This is a genomic window from Shewanella sp. Koi 1, from assembly GCF_052907445.1.
Genome location: NZ_JBREJM010000001.1, coordinates 1,092,860 through 1,107,601 on the forward strand (window position 1 = coordinate 1,092,860; position 14,742 = coordinate 1,107,601).

At 48.3% G+C, this 14,742-nt stretch carries 17 protein-coding genes; 9 read left to right on the forward strand and 8 right to left on the reverse strand.

Translation table 11 applies throughout. The features are described from left to right. Window positions 1-51: 51 nt before the first annotated feature. The gene (locus tag ACUZ8J_RS04880) at window positions 52-369 is read right to left on the reverse strand and encodes a DUF3144 domain-containing protein (RefSeq protein ID WP_086902723.1); all 318 of its coding nucleotides are present in this window, start codon (window positions 367-369) and stop codon (window positions 52-54) included. A 395-nt stretch (window positions 370-764) separates the two neighbouring features. Here ACUZ8J_RS04880 and ACUZ8J_RS04885 point away from each other — a divergent pair, with 395 nt between their 5' ends. Both ACUZ8J_RS04885 and ung read left to right on the forward strand, forming a co-directional pair. Then, entirely contained in the window at window positions 765-1,199 is a 435-nt protein-coding gene (locus tag ACUZ8J_RS04885; RefSeq protein WP_011627030.1) for a hypothetical protein, read from the forward strand. Between the two features lie 299 nt (window positions 1,200-1,498). Next, window positions 1,499-2,158, forward strand: a complete 660-nt coding sequence (gene ung, locus ACUZ8J_RS04890; protein ID WP_446693242.1) for a uracil-DNA glycosylase — start codon at window positions 1,499-1,501, stop codon at window positions 2,156-2,158. A 76-nt stretch (window positions 2,159-2,234) separates the two neighbouring features. Here the strand turns inward: ung and ispB are convergent, their stop codons facing one another. Further along, window positions 2,235-3,206, reverse strand: coding sequence for an octaprenyl diphosphate synthase (gene ispB, locus ACUZ8J_RS04895; protein ID WP_041408978.1), 972 nt, complete (start codon window positions 3,204-3,206; stop codon window positions 2,235-2,237). A 273-nt stretch (window positions 3,207-3,479) separates the two neighbouring features. Between ispB and rplU the strand changes: the two genes are divergently transcribed. From rplU to ACUZ8J_RS04930, 7 genes are all read left to right on the forward strand, one after another. Then, the gene (gene rplU, locus ACUZ8J_RS04900) at window positions 3,480-3,791 is read left to right on the forward strand and encodes a 50S ribosomal protein L21 (RefSeq protein ID WP_011621690.1); all 312 of its coding nucleotides are present in this window, start codon (window positions 3,480-3,482) and stop codon (window positions 3,789-3,791) included. Between the two features lie 14 nt (window positions 3,792-3,805). Next, the gene (gene rpmA / locus ACUZ8J_RS04905; RefSeq protein ID WP_007650346.1) at window positions 3,806-4,060 is read left to right on the forward strand and encodes a 50S ribosomal protein L27; all 255 of its coding nucleotides are present in this window, start codon (window positions 3,806-3,808) and stop codon (window positions 4,058-4,060) included. 211 nt (window positions 4,061-4,271) lie between these two features. Next, window positions 4,272-5,438, forward strand: a complete 1,167-nt coding sequence (gene cgtA / locus ACUZ8J_RS04910) for an Obg family GTPase CgtA (protein WP_011621692.1) — start codon at window positions 4,272-4,274, stop codon at window positions 5,436-5,438. 27 nt (window positions 5,439-5,465) lie between these two features. Continuing rightward, on the forward strand, window positions 5,466-6,227 hold the full coding sequence (locus ACUZ8J_RS04915; protein WP_011627027.1) for a threonine/serine exporter family protein: 762 nt from the start codon (window positions 5,466-5,468) through the stop codon (window positions 6,225-6,227). Then, window positions 6,224-6,697: a threonine/serine exporter family protein gene (locus ACUZ8J_RS04920; RefSeq protein WP_011621694.1), complete on the forward strand. Its 474-nt coding sequence runs from the start codon at window positions 6,224-6,226 to the stop codon at window positions 6,695-6,697. Before ACUZ8J_RS04915 ends, ACUZ8J_RS04920 begins: the two co-directional genes overlap by 4 nt. Window positions 6,698-6,719: 22 nt before the next feature. Further along, a complete protein-coding gene (folA, locus tag ACUZ8J_RS04925; RefSeq protein WP_011621695.1) occupies window positions 6,720-7,202 on the forward strand; it encodes a type 3 dihydrofolate reductase in 483 nt (160 codons plus the stop codon). 202 nt (window positions 7,203-7,404) lie between these two features. Continuing rightward, window positions 7,405-7,818 carry a DUF3718 domain-containing protein gene (locus ACUZ8J_RS04930; RefSeq protein ID WP_011621696.1) on the forward strand — a complete coding sequence of 138 codons (414 nt, stop codon included), beginning with the start codon at window positions 7,405-7,407 and terminating at the stop codon, window positions 7,816-7,818. Window positions 7,819-8,070: 252 nt separating this feature from the next. Here ACUZ8J_RS04930 and ACUZ8J_RS04935 read toward each other — a convergent pair whose 3' ends face one another. The 6 genes from ACUZ8J_RS04935 to surA all read right to left on the reverse strand — a co-directional run bounded on the left by ACUZ8J_RS04935 (window position 8,071) and on the right by surA (window position 14,589). Continuing rightward, window positions 8,071-10,092, reverse strand: a complete 2,022-nt coding sequence (locus ACUZ8J_RS04935; protein ID WP_446693243.1) for a methyl-accepting chemotaxis protein — start codon at window positions 10,090-10,092, stop codon at window positions 8,071-8,073. Between the two features lie 96 nt (window positions 10,093-10,188). Continuing rightward, entirely contained in the window at window positions 10,189-11,013 is an 825-nt protein-coding gene (locus tag ACUZ8J_RS04940; protein WP_446693244.1) for a symmetrical bis(5'-nucleosyl)-tetraphosphatase, read from the reverse strand. 21 nt (window positions 11,014-11,034) lie between these two features. Then, the gene (apaG, locus tag ACUZ8J_RS04945) at window positions 11,035-11,415 is read right to left on the reverse strand and encodes a Co2+/Mg2+ efflux protein ApaG (protein WP_011621699.1); all 381 of its coding nucleotides are present in this window, start codon (window positions 11,413-11,415) and stop codon (window positions 11,035-11,037) included. Between the two features lie 55 nt (window positions 11,416-11,470). Continuing rightward, window positions 11,471-12,277, reverse strand: coding sequence for a 16S rRNA (adenine(1518)-N(6)/adenine(1519)-N(6))-dimethyltransferase RsmA (gene rsmA / locus ACUZ8J_RS04950; RefSeq protein ID WP_011627022.1), 807 nt, complete (start codon window positions 12,275-12,277; stop codon window positions 11,471-11,473). A 14-nt stretch (window positions 12,278-12,291) separates the two neighbouring features. After that, a complete protein-coding gene (pdxA, locus tag ACUZ8J_RS04955; RefSeq protein ID WP_446693245.1) occupies window positions 12,292-13,278 on the reverse strand; it encodes a 4-hydroxythreonine-4-phosphate dehydrogenase PdxA in 987 nt (328 codons plus the stop codon). Window positions 13,279-13,284: 6 nt separating this feature from the next. Beyond that, window positions 13,285-14,589 (reverse strand): peptidylprolyl isomerase SurA, encoded by a 1,305-nt coding sequence (gene surA / locus ACUZ8J_RS04960; RefSeq protein WP_446693246.1) that lies wholly within the window; start codon window positions 14,587-14,589, stop codon window positions 13,285-13,287. Between the last annotated feature and the right edge of the window lie 153 nt (window positions 14,590-14,742).

The window sequence follows — 14,742 nt, forward strand, 5'->3', positions numbered from 1 at the left end:
TGGCGTTTTTTATGGGATTTTAGCAGGCGATGCTTGGCCTATAGCGCATCATCAGCCTTTAAAAATTTGTACAGAGTCATCCACGGCAACCGCTTCTTCCTGCATAACGGGTGGGTTGGCGATATGGTCATCTAGGTTGTCGCTTAGCATTTCGCGGTATTCGGCGCTAAACCAGTCGAGCGCATTGTCTTTTTCTGCGCCTAAGTCGGCAGATTTGATCGCGGCTTCAAAGGCGTTAAAACGCGCTGCGGCAAAACGCAGGGCCGTGCCGACTTTACCGACATCACCTTCCTGCTGGCTTAGCTGATTGGCTAAGGCAATAAATTGATCGGCAAGTTCAAAAATCGTGGTGTTGCTGGTATCAGTCATAGCGCTTACTCAAAATAATTTATTGGTGGGCGATTCTATCCTAAATTCTGCAGGAAGGAACCGCTTAGGCTTAAGTATTGGGATCTAAATCTGTTGTAGTGAGCTCAATACTTAGCGGGTTATCCATCGCTAACTTGCGGTTAGCTCGAAGGTTGATTGGGCGATATTGTAATTGGTATCAATGGGTTTTACTTCATTATATCAAGGCAGAAGATGCAGGCCTGTTCTGTCATCGTGATTTAAATTCTTGCCGATTTGGGATGTAGATAGCCTGCCGAAATACAAGGTCTGCATGGCGGTGCGGGGGAAATAATATCTGATTTAGCCTCCTGTGAGGATTCATCTTCTGTTCAGTTAGCTACTCGCATACTGCTTCCATCAACAGGAGAATCGCCATGAAAGCAATTAAACTTACTCTGTCAGCCTTACTACTCGCTGCAGCTTCATCTTCGGCCATTGCGGCAGATGTCGGAGTGTCGATTAACATCGGCGATCCAAACTTTTACGGTCAGATCAATATTGGTAATTTTCCTCGTCCACAGGTGATTTACGAACAGCCTATCGTGATAGAGCAGTCTCGGGTCGTGTATGAACCTATCTATCTGCATGTACCGCCTGGTCATGCGAAAAAATGGGGTCGCTATTGTGCCTCCTACGGTGCCTGCGGTCGTCCGGTCTATTTTGTTCAGGATGTCTGGTATCGCGATGAGTACGTACCCCGTTATCGCTCCTATAAACAGGATAAGCATCACCACAAACATTACGACAAACATGAGCGCCGCAAAGATAGGGATGACGACCGTGGTCATGGCCACCGTGGTCGCGATTAATAGGGATTGTTTCTACAGACGCCCCTGTTACGCTAGCTGATGGCTTATCAGAGCCATTTGCTAATCAAAGCGCCGAGGCGCAACATGGCTCAGCACTCAACTTTGCTCGAGTTAACTTTTGCGATACGGGGCGTTCCTCGATAGCAATCGATTGCCTTGAGCAAACGGACAGAACAGGTTTATGCCGCAATATGCTTGCGATATCTCAAGACTCGGGAATAAAAACCGGAGTTGGCTTGTCATGTCGCGCTATCACTTTTAAGCTAACGGCATCGTAACTTAAGTAAGAGAAACAGATTTTGGCGACTTGGCAGGCATTTATTGACCATCAACGTGCTCAACCCTATTACCAGCAGTTGATAGCATTTGTGAATCAAGAGCGTGGATTGGGTAAGGTTATTTATCCCCCTAAAGAGGATGTGTATAACGCCTTTAAAACAACCCCATTGGAGCAAGTGCGTGTAGTGCTTATTGGTCAAGATCCCTACCATGGTCCCGATCAAGCCCACGGTCTGTGTTTCTCGGTTAAGCGAGGCATTAAACCGCCGCCATCGCTAGCCAATATGTATAAAGAGTTAGTGAACGATATTCCCTGTTTCCAAATCCCAAACCATGGTGATTTAACCCAATGGGCGGAGCAGGGGATTTTGATGCTCAATACCGTGCTGACGGTGGAACAAGGGCAAGCCCACTCCCATGCCAATGCAGGCTGGGAAACCTTTACCACTGAGGCGTTAAAGCTGCTTAATGCGCAGGAGAGGCCGATTATTTTCGTACTCTGGGGCAGTCATGCCATCAAAAAGGGGGCGGTGATTACTGCGCCACAGCATCAAATTCTGTCGGGCCCCCACCCGTCACCGCTGTCGGCCTATCGCGGCTTCTTCGGTTGTGGGCATTTTTCTAAAGTGAATCAACTGTTGATGGCGCGGGGCGAGGCACCGATCCAATGGCAGGTTTAAGTTCGCTTTGATAAAGAATGTTAAAAATAAAAAGGCCTTGCTAAGCAAGGCCTTTTTATTGATTTATCGCTGCCAATTAGTGGTTACGATCAACTGAGATTTTTGCCAGCGAAATTAATGCGGTTTTGAAGTCACTGTCGGGTAATACTGCCAACGCTGCAATCGCCTTGTTGGATTCTTCAATGGCTTTTTGCTGAGTGTAAGTGAGCGCGCCACAGTGATGCAGAGCGGCAACAATTTTCTCAATGGCGTGGGTGCCATCACCTTGCTCAATGGCTTGGCGAATGAGTTGCTGCTCTTCTTCTGTGCCATGGGCAATCGCATAGATTAGCGGTAAGGTCGGTTTACCTTCGGCAAGATCATCACCAATGTTTTTACCTAACTCTTCACTGTCGGCGGTGTAGTCGAGTAAATCGTCGGTCAGCTGGAAGGCTGTACCTAAATACTTGCCATAGTCGCCTAATGCGGTTTCTTGCTCGGGTGTAGCGCCGGCTAATACCGCGGCCAGTAACGTGGCGGCTTCGAATAGCTTAGCGGTCTTGCAATAGATCACCCGCATATAGCTTTCTTCTGTGGTATTAGGATCGTTACAGTTCATTAGCTGTAATACTTCACCTTCGGCCAATACGTTAGTGGTATCGGCTAATACACGCAGTACTCGCATGCTGTCGAGTTCGGTCATCATTTGGAATGAGCGGGTATAAAGGAAGTCACCTACTAATACACTGGCGCTGTTACCAAAGAGTGCGTTGGCGGTTTCGCGGCCACGTCTGAGAGTCGATTCATCGACTACATCATCGTGCAGTAATGAAGCGGTATGAATAAATTCAATAATCGCGGCAAGCTTAAGATGGGCTTCACCTTGATAGTCGACGGCGCGCGCTGCGAGGACGGACAGTAAAGGACGAAGACGTTTACCACCACCATTAATAATGTAGAAACCTAACTGGTTAATCAGGGCGACATCTGACTCCAGCTGTTTATAGATCAGCTGATTGACTGCTTGCATATCAGTGTCAGCCAGTTGACGAATAGCGTTTAAATCCATAATAGACTCTGGTTGTGGGGCCATTACGTACCCGGCCTCTATTTTAGGCTCACGTGTTATATAGAATGAATTTTACCTAAAATTCCGACATATGACAGTACTCACACTACTAATGTGCGAGTTATTCCGGCCTTTTTTTATTCTTTCCTAATTAGGGCTTGCCAGATAAGGATTCTTCGCGTAAAATCCGCGCCCATTGTCAATAAAGTTTTTGTAGCACCCTGCCTCCCATAGTGTGAGCCAGCGTGTTAGGAATATCGGAGTAAAATAGCTATGTACGCTGTTTTTCAAAGTGGTGGTAAACAACACCGTGTAGCCCCAGGCCACACAGTTCGTTTAGAAAAATTAGAAGTTGCTACTGGTTCAACTGTTGAATTCGATCAAGTATTACTGATCGCTGACGGTGAAAAAGTGCACGTTGGTGCTCCTTTAGTAGCTGGCGGTAAAGTCGTTGCTGAAGTAGTAAGTCATGGTCGTGGCGAGAAAGTAACTATCGTTAAGTTCCGTCGTCGTAAGCACCACGACAAGAAGATGGGCCACCGTCAGTGGTTCACCGAAGTTAAAATTACTGCTATCAACGCATAATAGGAGTCTAACTCATGGCACATAAAAAAGCTGGCGGTTCTACTCGTAACGGCCGTGATTCAGAAAGTAAACGTCTTGGTGTTAAGCGCTTTGGCGGTGAATCAGTTCTAGCTGGTAACATTATCGTTCGTCAACGTGGTACTAAGTTCCACGCTGGTGTAAACGTGGGTATTGGTCGTGACCACACTCTGTTTGCTCTGACTGACGGTAAAGTAAAATTCGAAGTTAAAGGTCCTAATAACCGTAAGTTTATTAGCATCGAAGCTTAATTTTCGAGTCTAGCTTATACTGTAAAGCCCCGCCATTGGTGGGGCTTTCTGTTTTTTATGCTTCTATTTACCTGCGTTTCTGGTGAATTTGGTAAATCTTTATCAAATTGAGGGCGTTGGCTGGTAAGATTGGGAGCAAGTATCTGAGTTTTTTGGCGACCGATGAAGTTAAACGGTATAATTCCTTCATTCAGTGATGCCAGGAGTAAGTATGAAGTTTGTCGATGAGGCAGTAATTAGGGTCGAAGCAGGCGACGGCGGTAGCGGTTGCGTGAGTTTCAGACGCGAAAAATATATCCCCGATGGTGGTCCTGATGGTGGTGATGGTGGCGATGGTGGCAGTGTCTATCTGCAGGCCGATGAAAACCACAACACCCTGATTGAATACCGATTTGAACGTTTTCACATGGCTGAGCGCGGTGAAAACGGCCGTGGCCGTGACTGTACCGGCCATAGCGGTAAAGATTTGATTTTAAAAGTGCCTGTCGGTACGCGTGCCATTGACGATGAGACCGAGGAAGTCCTCGGCGATTTAACCACTCATGGCCAAAAGCTATTAGTGGCTAAAGGTGGATTCCACGGCTTAGGCAATACGCGCTTTAAGAGCAGTACTAACCGTGCCCCACGTCAAAAGACCTTAGGTACTCCGGGTGAAGTCCGCAGCCTGAAATTAGAGCTACTGCTGTTAGCCGATGTTGGCTTGCTCGGTATGCCTAACGCGGGTAAATCGACCTTTATTCGTGCAGTATCACGTGCAACACCAAAGGTTGCCGATTACCCCTTCACGACATTAGTACCTAACCTAGGTGTGGTTAACCCTCGCCCTGGTCAAAGCTTTGTGATCGCCGATATTCCAGGTTTGATCGAAGGCGCGGCAGAAGGTGCGGGTCTAGGCATTCGCTTCTTAAAGCATTTAGAACGTTGCCGTATTCTGTTGCATATCATCGATATCGAGCCAATTGATGGCACAGATCCTGTGGATTCTGCCCGCGCGATCGTCGGTGAGCTTGAAAAATATTCGCCAAAATTGGCAAGCAAGCCACGTTGGTTAGTCTTTAACAAGGCCGATCTGCTGCTCGAAGATGAGCTAAAAGAGAAGGTCGCTCGTGTTGTTAAGGAATTAGGTTGGGAAGGTGACGTTTACACTATTTCTGCCTATAGCCGCGATGGCACTAAAGAATTAGCGACCAAGCTGCTGGACTTCATCCAAAGTCTTCCACCGGAAGATAAAGATGCGAACCCAGATGCAGAGGTTGAGTTCAAGTGGGACAATTATCATCAAGCCAACATTGATGCGATCAATGAAGACTATGACGATGAATTTGACGATGACTTTGATGATGACGACTACGATGTAGAAGTGATCTACCAAAGATAATATCCCAACCTAAGTTTTGAGAGTCCCGTGTACGCAGATACTCAAAATGATATTACTCGGCAGGTTGTGCGTGTCGCACAACTGCTACTGGCCTACGGTGCTGAATCTGATTTAGTTGAAGAAATCAGCCAGCGCCTAGGTCAGGCCTTAGGATTGGCAAGTGTTGAGCTTTCCATCTCCTCTAATTCCCTCGTGTTAACCAGTTTAGTGCATGGTCGCTGTATCACGACGACACGTCGGATCCGCGAGCATGGCATCAATATGACAATAGTCTGCGAGTTGCAGCGCATCTGTTTGTTGGCGGAAAAAGGTCTCTATGGCCCCAACGAAGTGCGTAAACGCTTAGCGCGGATTGAACCTAAGACCTATCCGCCGTATCTCGTGATCTTGATGATAGGCCTGTCCTGTGCCAGTTTTTGTCACCTGTTTAATGGCGATGTTGCCGCATCTGTTATCACCTTTTTTGCCTCCGCGGTCGGGATGTCGGTGCGCCTTGCGATTGCCAAGCGGCATTTTAATTTGCTGGTCAATTTTGCGGTGACGGCATTTGTCACTAGTATGCTGGCGCAGACGGGTTATGTATTTCACTTGAGCGAAACCCCGCAGGCGGCCATGGCGGCCAGTGTGTTGATGCTGGTGCCGGGTTTCCCGATGATCAATGCGATTTCTGATATGGTCAAAGGCCATATGAACGTGGGCATTTCCCGTTGGGGCCATGCCACCTTGCTTACAGTGTCATCCGTTATCGGCATCACCATTGCGATGCAGATTGGGGGGATCTTCCTATGATCGCCTTACTGTGGACGCTGTTGCACGATGCCTTTTTCTCGGCGATTCCCGCAGTGGGTTTTGCCATGGTGTTTAACGTGCCGAAACGTTTCTTACCCTACTGCGCGCTTGCAGGCGCCATAGGGCACAGCTCGCGCACGCTAATGCTGCAATTTGGCTTGCCTATCGAATGGGCGACCTTTGCCGCCGCGGCCTTGGTAGGCACTATCACTATTGGTTTTGCTAAGCGTCATCTTGCGCCGCCGTTGATGTATGCCGTTGCCGCGATTATCCCGATGATCCCTGGGACCTACGCCTTTAATACCGTGATTGCCTTAGTGCAATTAACGGCGCAGTCGCAGGTTAGCCAAGAGCTGACAGGACAAGTGATAAGTAACGGCTTAAAAACGGTGTTTATCTTAGGTGCACTGTCGGTGGGCCTTGCCTTACCGAGTCTGCTGTATTTTAGAACCCGCCCTGTTATTCAATAAAAACAATACCAAAGGAGTGCCCATGCGCATTGCTATGATAGCCGCGATGGCAAACAATCGAGTCATCGGAAAAGACAACAAAATGCCATGGCATCTGCCCGAAGATTTACGCCATTTTAAAGCCATGACCTTAGGCAAACCTGTAGTCATGGGACGTAAAACCTTTGAGTCCATTGGTCGCCCTCTGCCTGGGCGCCACAATATTGTGATTTCCCGCCAAGCGGATTTACAGATTGACGGTGTGACCTGCGTGACCTCATTTGAAGACGCTAAACTGGCGGCGGGCGAGTGTGAAGAGTTAGTCGTTATCGGTGGTGGGCAGTTGTATCAGCAATTATTACCTCAAGCCGACACACTCTATCTGACGCAAATTAGCTTAGATGTTGAAGGCGATACCTTTTTCCCCGCATGGGATAGCGATAAATGGCAAGAAACCGAATCGGTAACTGGTATAAATGGCGATGGGCTGGAATATCGCTTTATCAATTTGACAAAAAAATGTTAAATTACGTTGTTCTGTTGTGTACCCTGTGCGTATGGATTGTCAATATGTCTAAGGTATTAGATCCGATAGGCCTGACTTAGTTGAGATAGCGGTTTTTTACGGCTTCTTTACTGATGACTCCTAGGAGGCCGATATCCGCTAGAGATAGACGCAAACCATACAAAACATAATAAAACTATAAGAAAGTATTAAGGAGTATCGGATGCGTCTTATGCCTGTAGCTTTGGCTGCACTAATCGGATTTAGCTATGTTTCTGTGCCAACCACGGCAAAAGCCGAAGCTGATCCACTTGTCGCGAGTATTTGTGATTACGTAAAAGCGAACGATAAAAACCGTTTACGTAAAAAACTAAAAGAAAGCCGTGTTAAGTTACGCCAAGTGTACAGCGGGATTAGCTGTGATGGTCAAAGCTTGTTGCGTACTGCCTATGCCGCGAATGCGAATGATGCGGGTGAGTTTGTGGCTAAGCGTTTATCAGTTAACGAACTGAGCGTACCAGAAGCCGATGGCATGACGATTCAAGCTTGGGCTGAAGCGAATGGTCACGGTGCAAGCCCTATCACTGCGGCAGTGAAAGAGCGTTTAGGCGCTGCTGCTGGCGGTGAAGAAGAGTAATCATCTGTCCCATCATTTTTTAATGTGCGTTTACACAAGGAAAAAATGATAGTTAAAAATGCCGAACTGAGTTCGGCATTTTTTATGGGTGTCGTTTAGGCCGTTTTTACCGGATATTGAGCAGGGTACTTGGGTGTTGATGCTGATAAGTGTCAAAACTGAGTTTATTGCTTGAGCTATTGTTTTCGCCGCGAAAGCGCAAGCCAAAGAAAAGGGCCGCAATCGCGACCCTATTGATACCTGAGTGTATGCTTACACTCTAAATTCACCGACAGAAGCTTGTAGCTCTTCGGCAAGCTTAGCCACTTGATGGCTCGATTGCGCGGTTTGGTCGGCGCCGATGGCGGTCTCTTCCGAAATGGCCGCGATATGCTCAAGTTTCTCAGATACTTGCTGACTTACTAGATTCTGCTCCTGCGCAGCATGGGCAATGTGCGTACCCGCATCATAGGCCTTGTGTACCGACTGACTGATGGTCTCTAGGGCGAGGTTAGCTTGCTCGGTTTTGTCGACGCAGGCATTGGCTTGGGCACGACCCATATCCATTGCTGCCACGGCTTGCTGGGCGCCCTGTTGCAGCACTTCGATCATTTGTTGGATCTCGCGGGTCGACACTTGGGTTCTCGATGCAAGGCTGCGCACCTCATCGGCAACGACCGCGAAACCACGGCCCTGTTCTCCGGCGCGCGCCGCTTCAATGGCCGCGTTTAATGCCAGCAGGTTAGTCTGCTCGGCAATGCCACGAATAACATCGAGGATCGAGCCGATTGAGGCGCTGTCCGATTGTACTTTGTTGATCACTTGGCCAGCTTTAGCGACTTCGTCAGCGAGGGCTAAAATGGTGCGCTTATTCTCTTCGGCGATAGTGCGCATGTGTTTGGCTTCTTGATCGGCCTGCTTGATTTGCGCCAGTGCATCATCGGCGCTCATCGACACTTGTTGTGCGCTGGAGCTTAACTCTGTGGTTGCAGTCGCAACTTGGTCAACTTGGTTCTTTTGCTCTTGAATTCCCGTCGTGGTTTGCGCCGTGATTGCCGAGGTTTGCTCGGCCGCCGCAGCGAGCTGGTTAGAGCGGTCCAAGATACCGACGATTAGGCTGCGTAAACTGTCTACTAAACGGTTACAGTTTTTTGCCAGTTCAGCAAATTCATCGTGGCCAGAATCATCCAGTTTATGAGTTAAATTGCCAGAGGCTAACACGTTAAGTGCATTGTTAACTTGGTAGAGTGAACGCTTCAATGGCGCAACCACTGCAAAACTGATGATGACGGCGGCAACGATAGCGATTAGCACCACGATAATGGTACGGATACTGGCTGCATCAATCTTGGATATGGTGGCTTGGCTCATTTCTGCGGCAGCTGACTCAATGTTATTACTTACATCTTCCATATTGCGGTCAATAACTTTGACATCTTTCTCAATGATGGCCAGTTGATTTGCCGCCGCCTGAGCGTGGGTTAATTGGCTCGCCTTAAGTTGCACCATAGAGTCAGAGCCTTCGAGCAGCCCAAGGACTTTTTTAATATCTTCGTTGACTGATTTTAAGGTGTCCGCATCCACAATATCCTGCGCATGGCGGTTGACGTACTCAAGCTTGTTTTTGCTCTCGCTCAGGATGTAGTCGAGTTCTTTAGAAATAAGCTCATGCTTACTCATTTCGTCATTGGTGACTAAATCGGTAATGGTGGTGATGATATTACCCATGCTGGTATCGATGGCGCTTGCCGATGCGGCGAGACTCTGAGCATCGGGGTTTTGGCTGTTTTCTAGGTCGATAATATCAAGCAATCCCGATGAGGCGTCATCGGCGGCATTTTCAAGCTTTTTCTTTAATCCGATGAGTTGCTCTTGCTTGCTGAGAGTGGCTTCGCGCTCATTGAGCATGGCGAGGCTGTCACGCTCGAAGGTCGAGAAACTGCCATCCAGTTGTGAGATCAACGATGAAAGGTTAGCTTGCCCTTGAACCAGTCGCGTCAGGTTACTGATCTCATTTTTAAACTGGCTACCGTGGTCGCTAAAGACTTTACGGATATCGGGAATGTTAGAGGATTTTGGCGCATGAAAGGCAATGAGCACTTGGCGCTGTTGTTCGCTCAAGGATTCGGTTAAATGAGTGGTGGCCTTCAGGGCTGGCAAGCTTAACTCTTGCATCATAGCCGAACTATCTTTGAGGCTAATGTTCGTCAGGTACGAGGTAAATCCTAACAACACAAGTAAAAGTGTAACAACACTAAACCCGCCAATGACTCGGGTGGCTACATTAACTTTCATAGGATACTCCGGTTATTATTATATTATTCCGAATGAAAAGATTATTAAATTCAGGGCATAGGGTACTGTCGTATATCGACCACTCTCGGGCTTAGTTTAACCCTTTTTTAACTTTTTTTGGGTAATTTTTTGGTCTTTTTCAAGATGCCATAGGGTTAGATATTCGCCCCAGCAACAGCCTGTGTCTAGCGCTTTTAATTTGGGATCGTTCACTTTACCCATCAATGCCGCCCAATGTCCAAACACCAAAGTGTGACTCTGGCGTAACGCAGAGGTAAATTCAAACCAAGGGCGTAGCTGTGGATTGTTACAGTTCTCGGGTGGCTGTTTACAGTCAAAATCTAAATGACCATCGACATATAGATAACGCATACGGGTCAGGGCATTGATACAAAAGCGCAGGCGGTTTAAGCCTATGGCGCTCGGATCCCAACGCTCCGAGGTGTCGCTGTACATTTGGCTTATCAGTGCCTCGAGGTAATCACTCTGCTTGAGGGCTTGGCTGACAAGTTGCGACTCTTGCCTTAAGACATCTAATGACCACTGTGGCGGCACACCTGCGTGGGTCATGATGACCTTGTGCTCTGGCAATTCCCGCATTAAGGGTTGCTGCCTTAACCAATCGATTAAACTGGCAATATCGGGCGCATTTAACAGCGGCGCGAGGTTATCGCTGGGTTTATCCCGCTTGAGTTTGCCATGGAGCGCGAGCAAATGCAGATCGTGATTACCGAGGACGGTTTTGCCCGCATCCCCTAGGGACTGAAAATAGCGCAGCGTGGCTAATGAATCGGGACCTCTGGCGACCAAATCGCCCACCGCCCAGAGTTCATCGCGGGATGGGTTAAAGTCGACCTCAGCAAGTAATCGTTTTAATTCGGCAAAACAGCCTTGGACATCACCAACAAAATAATGGGCCACAATATCCTTTCTATTTATAAATCAGTGTAATAAACCGGGGAGTGCTAAACGGAAGGGCTTAATCGTTGCCTTAAAACGTTCGCCAGATTCGCTGACCATACCATAAGTGCCATACATAATGCCAAGGGGCGTATCGAGTACGGTACCGCTGGTATATTGATAGGCGGTATTGGGGGGGATCGTTGGGGTTTCGCCGACAACGCCAGCGCCTTGCACTTCACTGATTTTGCCGTTGGCGTCGGTAATAATCCAGTGGCGGGTTTCAAGTTTGGCGGCTTGCTCACCGAGGTTAACTATGGTGATAGTGTAGCTAAAGAGGTATTTCTGATCCTCGGGCGAGGACTGTTGTTCAATGTATTCGGTTTTGACTTCGACTCGGATTGAGTCATCCAATGCGCTCATGCTGCTCCCTTTAATAAGATAGGGCACCCTAAAGTGCCCATCAAACTGATATTGCTTAAGCCTGCTTATCACACACCATATTCGCCATGGCGACATATTGTTCAACGCTGATTTGCTCAGGGCGCAGGTTAGGATCTATGCCTAGTTGCTCAAACTCTTCATCGCTCAATACTTGCTTGAGGTTATTACGCAGTGTTTTACGGCGCATGTTAAAGGCCGTGGTGCACAGCTGGCGCAGTACATTCACATCCTTACAAGGGAATGGTTTTTCGGCATAGGGCAGTAGACGTACCACGGCCGAATCGACCTTAGGCGGTGGCGCAAAGCTATGGGGCGGTACTTCGAGTACGGGAACCACTTGGCAGAAGTACTGTGCCATCACTGTTAAGCGGCCATAGGCCTTGTTGCCAGGGCTTGCCGATAACCGCAGCACCACTTCTTTTTGCAGCATAAAGTGCATGGTTTCAATCTGCTCGGCAAATTCGAACAGATGGAACATCAAAGGCGTTGAAATGTTATAGGGTAAGTTACCAAACACTTTGAGTTTTTTACCCGGTACCACCAACTGGCTAAAGTCGAACTGCAGCGCATCGCCTTGGTGAATCGTGAGCTTATCCTTAAGTACAGGGTGATTCTGCAAGCGCTCAACCAGATCGCGGTCTAACTCAACCACTGTCAGGTTATCTATCGCCGTGGCGACAGGTTCGGTTAAGGCGCCAAGGCCGGGGCCGATTTCGACCATCACATGGTCATTATCGGGGGCGATCGCACCCACAATGCGGTTAATCACATTGTCGTCGGTTAAGAAGTTTTGTCCGAAACGCTTTCTGGCCGTGTGGCCTAAATGTACTTTGCTACTCATTAATATCTAATCGTTTAGTTTTTTGAGGATAACTCAATGGCTTTATTCAAGGCGCAGACAAAGCTGCCAATATCGGCTTTGCCAGTTCCCGCAAGATCGAGCGCCGTACCATGGTCAACCGAGGTACGGATATAAGGTAAACCTAAGGTAATGTTTACCGATTTGCCAAATCCCTGTGACTTTAGAACGGGTAAGCCTTGGTCATGGTACATGGCCAACACGACATCCGCGTCCTGTAAATATTTAGGTTGGAACAGGGTATCGGCGGGCAGAGGGCCGACAATGTTCATTTGATATTCTTCACGCAGTTCGTTCAGCGCCGGAATAATCACATCGATTTCTTCCCGGCCAAGATGGCCGTCTTCACCCGCGTGTGGGTTTAAGCCACAGACATAAATTTTAGGGGAAGCAATGGCAAACTTGCTGATAAGGTCAGCGTGTAAAATCTTGATAATATGATGCAAACGCTGGCGAGTAATGGCTTTTGCCACATAGGCCAGAGGGATATGGGTGGTCACCAGTGCTACCTGTAAACCTTGGGTCGCTAACATCATGACCACATCGGGGCAGTTGGCCTGATGGGCAAAAAACTCAGTATGGCCGCTAAAGGAAATCCCTGCTTGGTTGATGATCCCTTTATGGACAGGGCCAGTCACTACGGCATCAAATTCGCCGCTCATGTTTTTCTCACCCGCATAACGCAGGGTTTCTACCACGTAAGCACTGTTCTGCTCATCGAGCTGGCCACAAACGGCGTCTGTTACCAGTTTGAAAGGCGCAATGGTAAGCGTGCCCGCTTCCTGCGGTTTAGGCGCTTGCTCGGGCAAGTAAGGGCGAAACGTGACATTCAGGCCGAGTCGTTTAGCTCGGCTGGCTAATAATTCGGGATCCGCACAAACGACTAACTCAGCAGGCCAAGCCTGCTGAGCGAGTTGCACGACTAAATCGGGGCCGATACCCGCAGGTTCTCCGGGGGTAACGGCAATACGTTTAGTGGTCAATTTACCTTAACCTCGGTTTGACTCAGGCTGAAAGACTTCAATGTATGCGTCGGCACGCATTTCGTCTAGCCAGTTTTGCAGTTCTTCATTAAATTTGCGACGGAAGATCAGTTGGTGCGCACGGTTAGTATTAAATTGATCCGTGGCATCGGTTTTTCTGCGCTCTTCCAGCTGTGTGATATGCCAGCCGTGGGTCGTACGGAAAGGCTCACTGATTTGATCTTGGCTTAAGCTATTCAGCGTTTGCGCAAACTCTGGCACATAAATGCTTGGCTCTGCCCAACCCAGTTCACCGCCTTTGGCTGCTGAACCTGGATCTTCAGAGTATTGACGCGCTAAATCTTCAAACTTGGCTTCGCCAGAGCGAATTTGCTTTAAGAACTGCTCTAACATGGCCTTAGCGCGGTCTTCCGACAGAATTGGCGATGGTTTGAGCAGGATGTGACGCGCTCTAACTTCTTCAATTTCTTTGGTTTGTAAGCCTCGGGCATCCATGATCTTGATGATGTGGAAACCCGCGCCACTCTTGATTGGGCCGATAATATCGCCTTTCTTGGCGCCGTTGATGACTTCCGCAAACAGCGTTGGCATCTCGTTGATGTTCATGTAATCCCAGATACCGCCTTCCAGCGCCTTAGGACCCGATGAAGAGGCGATGGCGGTGCGGCGGAAATCTTCACCACTCTTTAAACGCTCGAGTACGGCGTTCGCGCGCTTGCTTGATGCTTCCAGTTGTTCACTGCTTGGGTTGTTAGGTACGTCAATCAGGATATGGCCGATTTGGTATTCGACGTCCTTCATGCCTTGCTCTTGGATCAGTTTTACCAGGCCAGTAATTTCCTGTGGTGACACTTGGATACGGCGTTGAACTTGGATACGTTGGATTTCACCTAGGGTGATTTCTTCACGCAGTTGCTCACGGTATTGGCTGAAGCTTAATCCTTCGCTCTCGATTTTTTGCTGCATTTGCGCCACGGTCATTTTTTGTTCGCGGGCAATGTTTTCAATTGCTTGGTCTAACTGTAAGTCACCGATATGCAGACCGATGCGATCCGCCATCTGCAACTGCAAACGGGTGAGGATGAGTCGCTCGATAACCTGAGTACGCAGTGCACTGTCGGATGGCAACGATTGATTCGCGGCTCTCGCATTGGCTTTTACAGTGTCAATCATGTTGGCGATTTCACTTTCGAGCACAATGCCGTCGTTGATTTGAACGGCAACACGGTCGATTGGCTGGGGAGCGGCCATAGTAGGCTGGCTGATAGCGAGTGCAAATAAAGCAAAAATCAGATGTTTACTGGGTTTCATCCACAAAATCCTTGGCACGTTCTAAGGTCAGATTCGACGGCTTATTTAAGTTAACTTTACCATTTATATCGAAATTACAGTGAGTTGCCTAAATGTTCTTTTGTTGGTAACTCTTAAAAGATGCGTCACTCAATTCAGTTATTGGGTGAACGC

Coding starts and splice junctions, on each gene's coding strand:
- apaG (WP_011621699.1), bottom strand. CDS start 11,415: ATGAGCGCATTGGATGACTCAATCCGAGTCGAAGTCAAAACCGAATAC.
- folA (WP_011621695.1), top strand. CDS start 6,720: ATGCGCATTGCTATGATAGCCGCGATGGCAAACAATCGAGTCATCGGA.
- ACUZ8J_RS04930 (WP_011621696.1), top strand. CDS start 7,405: ATGCGTCTTATGCCTGTAGCTTTGGCTGCACTAATCGGATTTAGCTAT.
- rpmA (WP_007650346.1), top strand. CDS start 3,806: ATGGCACATAAAAAAGCTGGCGGTTCTACTCGTAACGGCCGTGATTCA.
- ACUZ8J_RS04920 (WP_011621694.1), top strand. CDS start 6,224: ATGATCGCCTTACTGTGGACGCTGTTGCACGATGCCTTTTTCTCGGCG.
- ACUZ8J_RS04880 (WP_086902723.1), bottom strand. CDS start 369: ATGACTGATACCAGCAACACCACGATTTTTGAACTTGCCGATCAATTT.
- cgtA (WP_011621692.1), top strand. CDS start 4,272: ATGAAGTTTGTCGATGAGGCAGTAATTAGGGTCGAAGCAGGCGACGGC.
- ACUZ8J_RS04935 (WP_446693243.1), bottom strand. CDS start 10,092: ATGAAAGTTAATGTAGCCACCCGAGTCATTGGCGGGTTTAGTGTTGTT.
- ispB (WP_041408978.1), bottom strand. CDS start 3,206: ATGGATTTAAACGCTATTCGTCAACTGGCTGACACTGATATGCAAGCA.
- rplU (WP_011621690.1), top strand. CDS start 3,480: ATGTACGCTGTTTTTCAAAGTGGTGGTAAACAACACCGTGTAGCCCCA.
- rsmA (WP_011627022.1), bottom strand. CDS start 12,277: ATGAGTAGCAAAGTACATTTAGGCCACACGGCCAGAAAGCGTTTCGGA.
- ACUZ8J_RS04885 (WP_011627030.1), top strand. CDS start 765: ATGAAAGCAATTAAACTTACTCTGTCAGCCTTACTACTCGCTGCAGCT.
- surA (WP_446693246.1), bottom strand. CDS start 14,589: ATGAAACCCAGTAAACATCTGATTTTTGCTTTATTTGCACTCGCTATC.